This is a genomic window from Bradyrhizobium sp. Kon37, from assembly GCF_055807535.1.
The window spans coordinates 100123-112482 of record NZ_JBVVOY010000016.1; the positions used below are offsets into that span (position 1 = coordinate 100123).

Consider the following 12360-nt stretch of genomic DNA (forward strand, 5'->3'; position numbering starts at 1 on the left):
TCGCCGGGTCGATTTTTTATGTGCCGGGCACAAACGCCGTGACCTCGATCTCGACCTTGGCCCGGTCGTCCACCAGACCGCCGATGTAGAGCAAGGTCGAAGGCGGAAAATTGCGCCCCAGCGTTTCCTTCCAGGCCGCGCCGATGCCGGTCCCGGCGGCCTCATATTCGCTGCGGCTGGTCAGGTACCAAGTCAGGCGGACGATGTGCTCGGGGCCGGCGCCGGCCTCGCCCAGGAGCTTGATGATCCGCTTCAGCGCGGTCCCGACCTGCGCTGCCATGTCAGGCGCGTAATCGCCGGTCTCGTCGCCGCCGGTCTGGCCGGCCAGCACCACCCAGCGGCCCGGCCCCTCGACCGCGACGCCATGGGAAAAGCCGCGCGGTTTTTTCCACTCGGCCGGCTGCAAGATGTCCATGAGCGAAGATCTCCCGATTTTTCTCGTTGTTCGGTGATGCCTTAGCACGCCGCCATGCATCGCTGCACCGGCAGATTTGGCCGTTGCAAACGGCGACGATGTCGCCGATACCGGCCCTCCCTCAGGACCCTCGCCTCCCACACCCGCGCCGATGAACACCACACCGTCCAAAACGATGGCTGCCCTGTGGATGGCGGGCTGGCTGTCGCTGATGCTGGTCATGGCGGTCGCCGGGCGCGAGACCACACGTGAGCTTAACGTCTTCGAGATCATGGAAGTGCGCTCGGTGATCGGGTTCACGCTTCTGCTGCCGATCATCTACCGATCCGGTGGCCTCAAGGCGGTCGCGACCAAGCGCCTGCCCCAGCATCTCGCGCGCAATGGGGTGCATTATTTCGCACAGCTCGGTTGGTTCTACGCACTGACGCTGATCGGGATCGGCCAGGTCGTCGCGATCGAATTCACCATGCCGATCTGGACGGCACTGCTGGCCGCAACATTCCTGTCCGAACGCATGACCGTCTGGAAGATCGCCGCGATCGTGCTCGGCATCGTCGGCGTGGTCATGATCGTGCGGCCCGCCACCGGCGAGATCAATCCGGGCCAGCTGATCGCGCTGGGAGCCGCGATCGGCTTCAGCATCTCCATGATATTGGCGAAATCACTGACCCGAACCGAGAGCGCATTGTCGATCCTGTTCTGGATGATCGTCGTGCAGATGGTCGTGGGTCTGCTCCCGACGCTCTATGTCTGGACCTGGCCGTCGGCCTCCCTGTGGGGTTGGTTGTTCGTTATCGGGGTCTGCGGCACATTCTCGCACTATTGCCTCGCCAGCGCGCTCCGGTACGCGGATGCGACCATCGTGGTGCCGATGGACTTTCTGCGGGTTCCGCTCACGGCCACCGTCGGCTGGCTGCTCTATTCCGAGCGGCTCGACTCCTGGACCGTGCTCGGCGCGGCGCTGATCCTCTGCGGCAATCTCCTGAACTTGAAGCCGGCTTCGCCGGTTCCCGCCCGCGCACGCTGAACCTCGCGCCGCTTCGTGCGACAAAACCAAGTGGCCGTGTGATTTAGATCACGTTGGAAGGGTATTCCATCGTGCACATTCTGCCACACAGCAGCGGGTTGAACGCGACGAACTGCCGTTTTGATGGCGTTAAGGCGGGCACTTCATGTAAGTTCGTTGCCAATCTGTTGCTGCCTGCAATTTCGATTCTGTTGGGGATTCCAGATGCGCACTCTCACCCTCCTCGCGTCGCTGATGTGCATGGTACTGTCGGTCAGTGCCGCGAAGGCCGACCGCCGTGTTGCTTTCGTCGTCGGCAACGGCACCTACAAGAACGTCGCACAATTGCCGAACCCGCCGATCGACGCCAAAGCGATGGCGGCAACGCTGCGCAATGTCGGCTTCGAGGTGATCGAAGGTTCGAACCTCTCGCGCGACCAGATGACGGAGAAGCTGCTGGACTTCGGCCGCAAGGCGCAGGGCTCCGATGTCGCAGTGTTCTATTATGCCGGTCACGGCATCGCGGTCGGCGGCTCCAATTATCTTCTGCCTGTCGACGCCGACATCAAATCGGAGATGGACGTCAAGCTCGGTGCCGCCATCAACATCGATCTGACGCTCGAGCAGACCATGGGCGACGCCAAGGTCAAGCTGGTCTTCCTTGACGCCTGCCGCGACAATCCATTCGCCGCCAAGATCAAGTCGAACTCCGCGACGCGCAGCGTCAACGTGCAGAGCGGTCTTGCCGAGATGAAATCCGGCGAAGGCACGCTGATCGCGTTCGCCACCGGCCCGGGCCAGACAGCGCTCGATGGCCAGGAGGGCAACAACAGCCCGTTCACCCGTGCGCTGATCGACAACATCACCAAGCCTGGCATCGAGATCCAGCAGGCGATGACGTCGGTCCGCGCTCAGGTCAACGAGGAGACCCACAAGGGTCAGCTGCCCTGGGGCCACACCAATCTGATCGGCGCGGTCTATCTCAACCAGGCTCCGACGACCCAGGTCGCCAATGCGGCACCGACGGCTGCTGGCGTCGTGCCCGCGGCAACAGGCGGCAATTCGGACGGTGTCGAGCTCGAATATTGGCGCTCGGTCAAGGAGAGCAACAAATCGGAAGAGCTCAACGCCTATCTCTCCGCCTACCCCAACGGCCAGTTCAAGGCGCTGGCGCTGGCACGCCTCGCGGCCATCAAGAGCGGCCCCTCGACCGCGACGCGTACCCTCACCGCTGGCGTCGATCCCGCGACCTTCACCGAAGAGGCCACCCAGCTTACCGAGGATCAGATCGGCCTCGACAAGAACCAACGCCGCGACGTTCAGCGTCGCCTGGGCGGGCTCGGCTTCGACAACAAACAGACAGGCGTGTTCGGCGACGAGACCCGGTCGGTGCTCAAGCGCTGGCAGGCGGCGCGCGGCTATCCCGCGTCTGGCTACCTGAACAAGCTCCAGCACAAGGCTCTGCTTTCGGAGGTCGTGGCCGGCCCGCCGACCGCGAGCGACAACAGCCAGAAGGCAGCTCGCCGGGCCGCCGCCCCCGCGGCCAGCGGCGCGCCCGCACCGGCTCCTCATCGCAGCAGCGGCGGCGATCCTGCCGGAGCAGCCTTCGTCGGCGGTGTCGTCGGTGGCATGATGGGCGGCATGTTCCGCCGCTGAGGCGAGGCCAATCGCAAATACAAAAGCCCGGCTCACGCCGGGCTTTTTCGTTGCTGTTCTCGCGCGTCCAGAGGGGCCGCTGCTGCAGCACACGCAGTCATTGCGAGCGCAGCGAAGCAATCCAGAATCCCTCCGCGGTAACAGACTGGATTGCTTCGCTGCGCTCGCAATGACGAAGCGTCTACTTCCCCGCGGCCTTTCGCAGCGCCTCGTTGATGCGGTCCTGCCAGCCGGGGCCGCCGGCCTGGAAATGCTCCAGCACGTCCTGGTCGATCCGCAGCGTGACCTGCTCCTTGACCCCCGGCGCCACGTTCTGCTTTGGCGGCGCTGCGGCGACCTTCGCCGTCACCTTCTTGAACGCCGCCTCGGCCTCCGTCCTGGCGTCGCCCAACGTCCGCGGCCGCCTCGGTGGTTGATCCGCCATGTCCTAGATTCCCTCAAACAGAGCCGTCGAAAGATACCGCTCGGAGAAGGACGGCACTATAGCCAGGATGGTTTTTCCCGCAGCTTCCGGCCGCTTGCCGATCTCGAGGGCCGCGGCGATCGCGGCGCCCGAGGAGATGCCGCCCGGAATGCCCTCATGCCGCGCCAGCGCCCGGGAGGTCTCGATCGCCGTCGTCGAGTTGATCTTCACGATCTCGTCGATCACCGAGCGATCGAGGATGTCAGGCACGAAGCCCGCGCCGATGCCCTGGATCTTGTGCGGCGTATGCTGACCGCCCGACAGCACCGGGCTCTCCTCCGGCTCGACCGCAACGACGCGCAGCGAGGGCTTGCGCGGCTTCAGCACCTGGCCGACGCCGGTGATGGTGCCGCCGGTGCCGACGCCGGCGACGAAGAAGTCGACGTTGCCGCCGGTGTCGTTCCAGATCTCCTCCGCGGTGGTGCGGCGGTGCACCTCGGGATTGGCCAGATTCTTGAACTGCTGCGGCATCACAGAATTCGGCGTCGTCTTCAAGAGCTCTTCGGCCGTCGCAATCGCGCCCTTCATGCCTTGTGCGGCCGGTGTCAGCACCAGCTCGGCGCCCAGAAAAGCCAGCATCTTGCGTCGTTCGATCGACATCGACTCCGGCATGACCAGCTTGAGCCGATAGCCGCGCGACGCCGCGACGAAGGCCAGCGCGATGCCGGTATTGCCGGAGGTTGGTTCGATCAGCACGGTGTCGGGCTTGACGATGCCGGCCTTCTCCATAACGATGATCATGGCCGCGCCGATGCGATCCTTCACGCTTGCGGCGGGATTGAAATATTCAAGCTTTGCCAAAATGGTCGCGTTCACGCCGTGCATGCCAGGAAGCCGGCGCAAGCGCACGATCGGCGTGTCGCCAAAAGCATCGACGATCGAGTCATAGATCCGGCCGCGGCCGGGTTGGTGCGCTGCACCCGTGGTGGACGACGCGTCCATGATCAACTCCCTGTGGCGACGATTTGCGCTTCTGTTGCAGCTCTTGCGCAGTTAGAGACAGCCTGCGGCGACACGCAAGCGAGATTGCGGCACATGTTAAATACGCTGCATCGCAAAATCGCGTGAACTGCAATTATCAGAAAACCAACGCATTTGTGTTGCGACCTCGTCAACTGATTCTGCTTATGTTAGACTTAGGTCTCAAAGCTGGGAGGTCACCACGATGTCAGCAGTCGCTGAAGTGTTGTCGACCGTCGCACCGAACCGCGCTCCGCGTTGCAGTGAGTTACCCACCTGCCCCGTCTGCGCCGACTCCATGGTCGCCGCCGAAGGTTCTGCGTATCTGTCGGAACACGTGATCAGCTATCTCTGGACCTGCGACAATTGCGGCTACGGCTTCGTGACCAAGCACTCCGTCAAGCAGCGCTTCCTCTGCAATTGATCTAGCGCGGGGCGATGTCGCCCCTCGCCCAGTCCTCGCGCGTGCGCCGATAGAACTCCTCAAAGGTGCCCTGTGCGATCGCGTCCCTGATGCCCTGCATCAGGAACTGGTAGTACGCGATATTGATCTCGGACAGCAGCATCGCACCCAGCGTCTCGCCCGCCTTGACGAGGTGGTGCAGATAGGCGCGCGCGTAGCTGCGCGCCGACGGCCATGAACTCTCTTCGTCGAGCGGACGCGGATCGTCGGCGTGGCGCGCGTTGCGCAAATTGACCTGGCCGAAGCGTGTGAAGGCAACGCCATGCCGGCCATTGCGCGTCGGCATCACGCAATCGAACATGTCGATGCCGCGCTTGACGGCCTCGAGGATGTCGTCGGGCGTGCCGACGCCCATCAGATAGCGCGGCCGCTCTCTCGGCAGCAGCGGCGCCGTCTCGTCGATCATCGCGAGCATCACGGCCTGCGGCTCGCCGACGGCGAGGCCGCCGATCGCATAACCATGGAAACCGATCTCGACGAGGCATTGGGCGCTGGCATGGCGAAGCTGGGGGATGTCGCCGCCTTGCACGATGCCGAACAGCATGTAGCCATCGGGCGCGCTCTCGAACGCGCGCTTGCTTCGCTCGGCCCAGCGCAGCGACAATTGCATCGCGCGGTCGATGTCGGCGCGCTCGGCGGGCAGCCGCACGCATTCGTCCATCTGCATGGCGATGTCGGATCCGAGCAAACGCTGCACCTCGATCGAGCGCTCCGGCGACAGCTCGACCTTGGCGCCGTCGATATGCGAACGGAACGTCACGGCCTGCTCGCTGACCTTGCGCAAATCCGCCAGCGACATCACCTGGAAGCCGCCGGAATCCGTCAGCATCGGCCCATTCCAGCCGGTGAATGTCTGCAGGCCGCCAAGTGCCGCGATCCGCTCGGCGCCGGGACGCAGCATCAGATGATAGGTATTGCCGAGCACGATATCGGCACCGGCCTCACGCACCTCGCGCCAGTGCATCCCCTTCATCGCGCCGGCGGTGCCGACCGGCATGAAGGCGGGCGTGCGCACGACGCCGTGCGGGGTGGTCAGGCGCCCGGTGCGCGCGGCGCCATCGGTGGCGAGCAGTTCGAAATGATTGGGCAGACCCGTGTCAGGACGATTCATGACGGTGCTTATTGCGTGTCGGAGCAGGCCGATCAACCCGCTCAGGCGTGCTTCGGCCGGCTGATGCATCAGACTGGGACAATGGACACCAATATCGGGGACACGGAATTGTGCACCTGCTGCGCTTGTTAAACAAAACGATACAGTGTAGTTTTAGCTTGGGGCTGGACGAGATGCCGCGGCGATGTTGCCGGCGGCGGTAGATGCGTGATCGCCAGCCACCGACAATGCCCTTCCCTTTAAATTCGACTGACACGTCCGGCCGTTCGCATGGCTGGGCAAGGCAGACCGGCGCCCGCCTGTTCGGATGGCTGGTCCTGACCTGCAGCCTGGCGCTCGGCGCCTGCACCTCCCTGCCCCGCACACCCTATACGGCCGCCGAAGCCAGCACATCGCGCGTGCTCGATATCGACGGGCTCCGGCGCTACGCCGACGAACCCATCACGAAATTCAGCTTCGAGAAGGACACCAGCACCGCGAGCAAGTCCTATCTGGCGCTGTCAGGCGGCGGTGCCGATGGCGCCTACGGCGTCGGCGTGCTGAACGGCTGGACCGCGGCCAGAACCCGTCCCACCTTCTCGGTCGTCTCGGGCGTGAGCACCGGCGGCCTGATTGCGCCCTTTGCGTTTCTCGGCTCGCGATATGACGACACGCTGAAGGAAGTCTACACCAGCGGTGTCGCCGAGAGCCTGTTGAGTGATCCCAGCATCATGCGCGTGCTGTTCGGATCCGGCCTGTTCGGCAACACGAGGTTGCGGGAGCTCGTCGCCCGCTATGTCGGCCCCGAAATCATGGCGCAGGTCGCCCGTGAAAACGCCAAGGGCCGAAGGCTGCTGGTGGTGACGACCGATCTCGATACCCAACGGACCGCGATCTGGGACATGGGCAAGATCGCCGCGGTCGGCACGCCCGAGGCGCTCAAGCTGTTTCGCGACGTGATGGCGGCCTCCGCCAGCATCCCGCTGGTGTTTCCGCCGATCATGATCGACGCCGAAGGCGAAGGCCGCAGGTTTCAGGAGATGCATGTCGACGGCGGCGTGACGGCCCCGGTGCTGACACTGCCGGAAGCCCTGCTTTTCCAGGGCAGTCGCCTGCCCGGCCCTGCGAAGCTGGACATCTACATCCTCGTCAACAAGAAGATCGAACGCAATTTCGAGCTCGTCTCCAACAGCACCATCGACGTCGCCTCGCGCAGCCTGTCGTCGATCACCCAGTCGCAAACCCGTTCGATCATCTTCTCGACCTATGATTTTGCCCGGCGCAACCACCTGGGCTTCCACCTCTCCTACATCGCGCGCGATTATCCGGCCGCCCCCTCGGAAGGGTTCGACACCGCCTATATGCGGGCGCTCTATCAGTACGGATATGAGAAGGCGGCTTCGGGCCAGGCCTGGACTTCCACGCTTCCGTAGGCGCTCGCTGAGGAACAGGGCCGTGCCGAGACGGTTGACGATGCGGCCTATTCGGCCAGATTGGCCATGACGCACCCGTTGCTGCGCGTTATAGAGCAATGACTGATGTCACGACCGCGCAGGAATCATTGGGCATGGGATTGACTGCGACCAGGACCAGACCAGCAGCTCAGCGGCGCGAGGTGCCGAAATCGCGCGGCGGCCGGCCGACGAAGAGCGCCGCGATCGAGCGCGATCAGCGGCTAATCGAGGTCGCCACCCGCCTGTTCCTGGATCGAGGCTTTGACTCGACCTCGCTCGACGCAGTCGCGGAAGCCGCGCGCGTGAGCAAGCCCACCGTCTATGCCCGTTACGGCGACAAGCGCGGCCTGTTCGCCGCCGTGCTGCGGCGCGAGATCGCGCGATGGCTCGCACCGCTATCCGCGGCCGCCGAGACCCAGCTCGGCAGCGCCTCGGATATCTCGGTCGAACAGCGGCTGGTCGAGATCGGGCGCGAGATGCTGACATTCACCTGCGGTCCCGATGCCGTCGCCTTCAGCCGCATGATGACGTCGCAGGCCATCAACTTCCCCGAGATCGCCAAGCTCGGCAAGGAGGAAGGCTGGCTCAAGGCCGTCGCCACCACGGCACGCTTCTTCGACCATCTGGTGGCGCAAGGCGCGCTCGATATGGAAGACACCACGATCGCAGCCGAGGTGTTTCTCGACGTCGTCGTGGGGCATACCCACCGCATGGCGACGTTCGGAACGACGCTCGAGCTGAAAGACGCCGAAAAGCGCATGCGGGTTACGATCAAGCTGTTCCTGGCCGGAGCGCTTGGCCCCCCGGACCGCCTCCATGACGCTGCCAAGACCACGCGGCGGCGGCGCCCATCCCGCTGACAATTCCGTGAGATTGCGATCTTTCCAGAGGGATCGCACGCCCACGCCGTTGACCGAAACAAAACGATACGGTATGGTTTAATTATAGGGCGATGCGGGTCGCTTTTTCACCAGCCCCAAAGGGGTCCGCACCGCCTCGATCGCCGCGGCGGTACCACCGTCACGACGCTCAGCGGCCGACCGATGCCCAAGGTCGGCCGCAAATACTTTACGATCATCCGGCACACTCGCTGGCCGAGGGTTTCGAGCATGACGACAGCCAAACGACGGATCTCGGGATTGCTCGCGATCACCCTATCCGCACTCCTCCTCGCAGCGCCGGCGCGGGCGATCGTGAGCACGGGCACGTCGACCGCCCTTCACAGCGACGCAGATGGTGACGCCGAGGCCGACCGCCAGACGGTCAGTCGCGAGATCGAGCGCTTCCGCAGCTCGTCGATCTCGATCAACCAGGCCATGGCGATTGCGGAAGCCCGTCACGCGGGTGCCACCACGGCGGATGTGAGTTTCGACGGAGCCTCCGGCGTGCCGGTCTACCGGGTGAAGACCCTGCACAACGACCGGATCTGGCGCCACACCATCAATGCCGCGACCGGCGAGCTCGTCGGCGGGGAAGCCGCCCTCCCTCTCGCCGAGCTCGACCTCGACGACCGCAGCAACCTCGCAGCGCTCGGCGCCATCAAGCACCGACTTGCGGATGCTGTGCACGTCGCCGAACGCGCGGCCTCCGGCAAGGCGATCAGCGGCGGGCTGGTGCGCGAACGCGGCCGGCTGAATTTCGCGATCGTCGTCATCAGTGGTGACAACCTCAAGGAGGTCATCCTGGAACCGCCGGGCGCCCGGACCAAATAGCGGCAGCCACAATCCCGCCGAAAAGCCATTGACGGGCGCAAAACTCTCCCGCATAAGCTCCCGCCATGTTCACGACCACCAAACGCGCGACTAAAACCACCACGGCCTTCGGGGCCCGGGGAGGCGTGCGCGTGTAGTCGTCGACTAGAACGCAATCCACTCTACCGAAGCCCCGCCCTCGTTGGTCCGGGGCTTTTTTGTTGTCTGAATTCTCAAATCAATGGAGGACACAGTGAGTAACGATCCCGTCGTCGCGATTGTCGGCGTCACCGGTGCGGTGGGCGCCGAATTCATCGCCACCATGGACAAGCGCGGCTTTCGCGTCGGCAAGCTCAAGGCGCTCGCCAGCGCCCGCTCAGCCGGCAAGACGGTGTCGTTCCGTGGGCAAGACGTCGTCATCGAGGAGTTGACCGAACGCGCCTTCGAAGGCGTCGACATCGCCCTGTTCTCCGCCGGCGGCAGCATTTCGAAGAAGTTCGCGCCGATCGCGGTCAAGGCCGGCGCCGTCGTCGTCGACAACTCCTCCGCCTTCCGCATGGACCCGAACGTGCCGCTGGTGATCCCCGAGATCAACGCGAACCGCATCCGCGACCACAAGGGCATCATCGCCAACCCGAACTGCGCCGCCATCACGGCGCTGGTGCCACTGTGGCCGATCCATCAGAGCAACCGCATCAGGCGCGTGATCATCTCAACCTACCAGGCGGCCTCCGGCGCCGGCGCTGCCGCGATGGACGAGCTGGTCGAGTCCACCCGCGCCAACCTCAACGGGCAGGTTTATACGCCGAAGGTGATGTCGCATCCCTACGCCTTCAACCTCTTCAATCACAACACGGCGATCGACCCAGACACCGGCTACAACGACGAAGAGACCAAGGTCATCAACGAAACCCGCAAGATCTTCGAGGACGACAAGATCGCGATCGGCGTCACCTGCGTGCGCGTGCCGGTGCTGCGGGCTCATTGCGAAGCCATCACCTTCGAATGCGAGAAGCCGATCAGCGAGGATCTGGTCCGCGCCATCATGGCACGAGCGCCGGGCGTCAGGATCGTCGACGACCGCGCCAGGAACTACTTCCCGATGCCGATCGACGCCTCGGGCCAGGACGACGTCCTGGTCGGTCGCATCCGCAAGGACCTCAGCGACTCCTCCGGGCATTCGATCTCGATGTTCGTGGCGGCGGACCAGCTGTTGAAGGGCGCGGCGCTCAACGCGGTACAGATCGCGGAGCTCCTGCCGCAGCGGGTGATGGCTTAGCGCAAAAGGTGCGTAGGGTGGGCAGAGGCGCGCGAGCGCCGTGCCCACCACTTCGCTCGCGCACCTACAATAGTGAACCGTCAGGGCAGCGCGGGGAGAATGTCTGTCTTAGCAAAGTCGGCTCCCTTGAAGAGCAGCGGTTGCGAACGCGCTTTCGCCAAAGCGTAGACCGCACAATCGACGATGTTGAGTTGCGCCGGATGCCCCCCGCCCTTGCCGAAGCGTTGAAATGCCTCGAACGCGCCTTTCGCCATATCTACGTCGAACGGCACGACGACAATCCCGGCAGTCTCCAGCAATTCGTCGAAAAATTTCACGGCAGATGACCCGAAGCGGGCAGAGAGAACGATCTTGGTTTCCAGGACGGCTACTGCCGACATCGACAGGCTGGCAGCATCCAGCATGGCTTTTCGATAGCCTTGCCCATCTGGCTCGTTGGTTACGGTCGCGACGATCGCAGACGTATCCAGCACCATCAGGACGGCAGCCCGAAACGGTCATAGCCGAGGATTTCGTCGGCAGACCGAGAATCGAGAACGGGCAAGCGCGCGGTTCGCTCGAAGAACGACGTCAAGGCGGCTCTTCGATCGACCGCCGGCGACGCCACACGAGACAAGCGCTCCTCGATGGCGCGTTCGAGCGCCGTCTCGATATCTTCCCCCGTCAGGCGGGCGAGGCGCTGGGCAAGCTCATCGACTTTCGCGGAACGGATGTTCATCGGCCACTCGATCCCTGCAAACGACGTGAATAGTATAGCACGAGAACGCCGCCGCCGTCACTCCCGCGCCCGAAGCAACAGGCACGCATCGCCATACGAATAGAACCGGTAGCCGGTCGCGATCGCATGCGCATAGGCCTGCTGCATCGTCTCCAGCCCGGAGAATGCCGACACCAGCATGAACAGTGTCGATTTCGGCAAATGGAAATTGGTCAGCAGAACATCGACGGCGCGGAAGCGGTAGCCGGGGGTGATGAAGATCGACGTCTCGGCGGCGAACGGCTCAATAGTGCCGCCTTCGCTGGCTGCGCTTTCAAGCAGACGCAACGACGTGGTGCCGACCGCGATGATACGGCCGCCGGTCTTGCGCGCGGTGTTGAGCCGTTCCGCCGTCTCGGCCGAGAGCGTGCCCCACTCGGCATGCATCTTGTGGCCTTTGGTGTCGTCCACCTTCACCGGCAGGAAGGTCCCTGCCCCGACATGCAGCGTGACGCGATTGACGCCGACGCCGCGCGCGTGCAGCGCCTGCTCCAGCGCGGGCGTGAAATGCAGGCCGGCTGTCGGCGCGGCAACGGCGCCTTCGTTCGCCGCGAACATGGTCTGGTAGTCGGCGAGATCCTGATCGTCAGGCGTGCGTTTCGAGGCGATGTAGGGCGGCAGCGGCGGGCTGCCGAGATCGGCGATGGCCTGATCCAGTGTCGGGCCGTGGAACGAAAATGACAGCGTCACCTCGCCTTCCACGCCCTTGGCCTCGACCTCGGCGTCGAGATGGCCGAGCAGGCAGACCTTGCCCTCGTTGCCGAAGCGGATGCGGTCGCCGGCCGTGAGTTTTTTGGCGGGCTTCACCAGCGCCTGCCAGCGCGAGCCATCGAGGCGCTTGATCAGCGTTGCCTCGATCTTTGGCTCGGTCTCGCGGCCGATGCGGCGGCCTTTCAATTGCGCCGCGATCACCTTGGTGTCGTTGACGACGAGCTGGTCGCCCGGCTTCAGCCATTGCGGCAGATCGGCGATGATTTGGTCGCGCAACGTGCCGCGATCGACAACCAGCATCTTCGCGGAGTCGCGCGGGCTCGCCGGGCGCAATGCGATGCGCTCGGCGGGCAGGTCGAAATCGAAGAGGTCGGTGCGCATAGAACCTAGGTTGGATAGTCTTCAGCCCATTAGG

Annotated in this window: 14 protein-coding genes; 7 read left to right on the plus strand and 7 right to left on the minus strand. The window is 64.1% G+C overall.

Annotated elements, in window-relative coordinates; translation table 11 throughout:
* Positions 1-16: 16 nt before the first annotated feature.
* Positions 17-415, minus strand: a complete 399-nt coding sequence (locus tag AC0L3J_RS25895; protein WP_473348753.1) for a RidA family protein — start codon at positions 413-415, stop codon at positions 17-19.
* A 151-nt stretch (positions 416-566) separates the two neighbouring features.
* On the opposite strand from AC0L3J_RS25895, the gene AC0L3J_RS25900 reads away from it, so the two are divergent.
* Both AC0L3J_RS25900 and AC0L3J_RS25905 read left to right on the plus strand, forming a co-directional pair.
* Positions 567-1442: a DMT family transporter gene (locus AC0L3J_RS25900; RefSeq protein ID WP_473348754.1), complete on the plus strand. Its 876-nt coding sequence runs from the start codon at positions 567-569 to the stop codon at positions 1440-1442.
* A 204-nt stretch (positions 1443-1646) separates the two neighbouring features.
* A complete protein-coding gene (locus AC0L3J_RS25905) occupies positions 1647-3077 on the plus strand; it encodes a caspase family protein (RefSeq protein WP_473348755.1) in 1431 nt (476 codons plus the stop codon).
* A gap of 181 nt (positions 3078-3258) precedes the next feature.
* Here AC0L3J_RS25905 and AC0L3J_RS25910 read toward each other — a convergent pair whose 3' ends face one another.
* Complete coding sequence (locus AC0L3J_RS25910) at positions 3259-3501, minus strand: BrnA antitoxin family protein (protein WP_027518078.1); 243 nt, start codon at positions 3499-3501, stop codon at positions 3259-3261.
* Between the two features lie 3 nt (positions 3502-3504).
* Complete coding sequence (gene cysK / locus AC0L3J_RS25915; RefSeq protein WP_473348756.1) at positions 3505-4482, minus strand: cysteine synthase A; 978 nt, start codon at positions 4480-4482, stop codon at positions 3505-3507.
* 223 nt (positions 4483-4705) lie between these two features.
* Between cysK and AC0L3J_RS25920 the strand changes: the two genes are divergently transcribed.
* A complete protein-coding gene (locus tag AC0L3J_RS25920) occupies positions 4706-4924 on the plus strand; it encodes a hypothetical protein (protein WP_456764239.1) in 219 nt (72 codons plus the stop codon).
* A gap of 1 nt (position 4925) precedes the next feature.
* Here AC0L3J_RS25920 and tgt read toward each other — a convergent pair whose 3' ends face one another.
* Positions 4926-6074, minus strand: a complete 1149-nt coding sequence (gene tgt / locus AC0L3J_RS25925) for a tRNA guanosine(34) transglycosylase Tgt (RefSeq protein WP_473348757.1) — start codon at positions 6072-6074, stop codon at positions 4926-4928.
* Between the two features lie 227 nt (positions 6075-6301).
* Between tgt and AC0L3J_RS25930 the strand changes: the two genes are divergently transcribed.
* The 4 genes from AC0L3J_RS25930 to AC0L3J_RS25945 all read left to right on the plus strand — a co-directional run bounded on the left by AC0L3J_RS25930 (position 6302) and on the right by AC0L3J_RS25945 (position 10477).
* Entirely contained in the window at positions 6302-7486 is a 1185-nt protein-coding gene (locus tag AC0L3J_RS25930; protein WP_473348758.1) for a patatin-like phospholipase family protein, read from the plus strand.
* Between the two features lie 134 nt (positions 7487-7620).
* A complete protein-coding gene (locus AC0L3J_RS25935) occupies positions 7621-8367 on the plus strand; it encodes a TetR/AcrR family transcriptional regulator (RefSeq protein WP_473348759.1) in 747 nt (248 codons plus the stop codon).
* A 249-nt stretch (positions 8368-8616) separates the two neighbouring features.
* Positions 8617-9219, plus strand: coding sequence for a PepSY domain-containing protein (locus AC0L3J_RS25940; RefSeq protein ID WP_473348760.1), 603 nt, complete (start codon positions 8617-8619; stop codon positions 9217-9219).
* 220 nt (positions 9220-9439) lie between these two features.
* Positions 9440-10477 carry an aspartate-semialdehyde dehydrogenase gene (locus AC0L3J_RS25945; protein WP_473348761.1) on the plus strand — a complete coding sequence of 346 codons (1038 nt, stop codon included), beginning with the start codon at positions 9440-9442 and terminating at the stop codon, positions 10475-10477.
* Between the two features lie 80 nt (positions 10478-10557).
* Here AC0L3J_RS25945 and AC0L3J_RS25950 read toward each other — a convergent pair whose 3' ends face one another.
* From AC0L3J_RS25950 to queA, 3 genes are read right to left on the minus strand one after another with little or no spacing between them, the layout of a single operon-like run.
* A complete protein-coding gene (locus AC0L3J_RS25950; protein ID WP_473348762.1) occupies positions 10558-10953 on the minus strand; it encodes a type II toxin-antitoxin system VapC family toxin in 396 nt (131 codons plus the stop codon).
* Positions 10953-11195 (minus strand): type II toxin-antitoxin system VapB family antitoxin, encoded by a 243-nt coding sequence (locus tag AC0L3J_RS25955; RefSeq protein WP_473292212.1) that lies wholly within the window; start codon positions 11193-11195, stop codon positions 10953-10955. The genes AC0L3J_RS25950 and AC0L3J_RS25955 overlap by 1 nt, the downstream gene beginning before the upstream one ends.
* 57 nt (positions 11196-11252) lie before the next feature.
* The gene (gene queA, locus AC0L3J_RS25960) at positions 11253-12326 is read right to left on the minus strand and encodes a tRNA preQ1(34) S-adenosylmethionine ribosyltransferase-isomerase QueA (protein ID WP_473348763.1); all 1074 of its coding nucleotides are present in this window, start codon (positions 12324-12326) and stop codon (positions 11253-11255) included.
* Positions 12327-12360 lie beyond the last annotated feature (34 nt).

Coding starts and splice junctions, on each gene's coding strand:
- AC0L3J_RS25895 (WP_473348753.1), bottom strand. CDS start 415: ATGGACATCTTGCAGCCGGCCGAGTGGAAAAAACCGCGCGGCTTTTCC.
- AC0L3J_RS25900 (WP_473348754.1), top strand. CDS start 567: ATGAACACCACACCGTCCAAAACGATGGCTGCCCTGTGGATGGCGGGC.
- AC0L3J_RS25905 (WP_473348755.1), top strand. CDS start 1,647: ATGCGCACTCTCACCCTCCTCGCGTCGCTGATGTGCATGGTACTGTCG.
- AC0L3J_RS25910 (WP_027518078.1), bottom strand. CDS start 3,501: ATGGCGGATCAACCACCGAGGCGGCCGCGGACGTTGGGCGACGCCAGG.
- cysK (WP_473348756.1), bottom strand. CDS start 4,482: ATGGACGCGTCGTCCACCACGGGTGCAGCGCACCAACCCGGCCGCGGC.
- AC0L3J_RS25920 (WP_456764239.1), top strand. CDS start 4,706: ATGTCAGCAGTCGCTGAAGTGTTGTCGACCGTCGCACCGAACCGCGCT.
- tgt (WP_473348757.1), bottom strand. CDS start 6,074: ATGAATCGTCCTGACACGGGTCTGCCCAATCATTTCGAACTGCTCGCC.
- AC0L3J_RS25930 (WP_473348758.1), top strand. CDS start 6,302: ATGCCCTTCCCTTTAAATTCGACTGACACGTCCGGCCGTTCGCATGGC.
- AC0L3J_RS25935 (WP_473348759.1), top strand. CDS start 7,621: ATGGGATTGACTGCGACCAGGACCAGACCAGCAGCTCAGCGGCGCGAG.
- AC0L3J_RS25940 (WP_473348760.1), top strand. CDS start 8,617: ATGACGACAGCCAAACGACGGATCTCGGGATTGCTCGCGATCACCCTA.
- AC0L3J_RS25945 (WP_473348761.1), top strand. CDS start 9,440: ATGGAGGACACAGTGAGTAACGATCCCGTCGTCGCGATTGTCGGCGTC.
- AC0L3J_RS25950 (WP_473348762.1), bottom strand. CDS start 10,953: ATGGTGCTGGATACGTCTGCGATCGTCGCGACCGTAACCAACGAGCCA.
- AC0L3J_RS25955 (WP_473292212.1), bottom strand. CDS start 11,195: ATGAACATCCGTTCCGCGAAAGTCGATGAGCTTGCCCAGCGCCTCGCC.
- queA (WP_473348763.1), bottom strand. CDS start 12,326: ATGCGCACCGACCTCTTCGATTTCGACCTGCCCGCCGAGCGCATCGCA.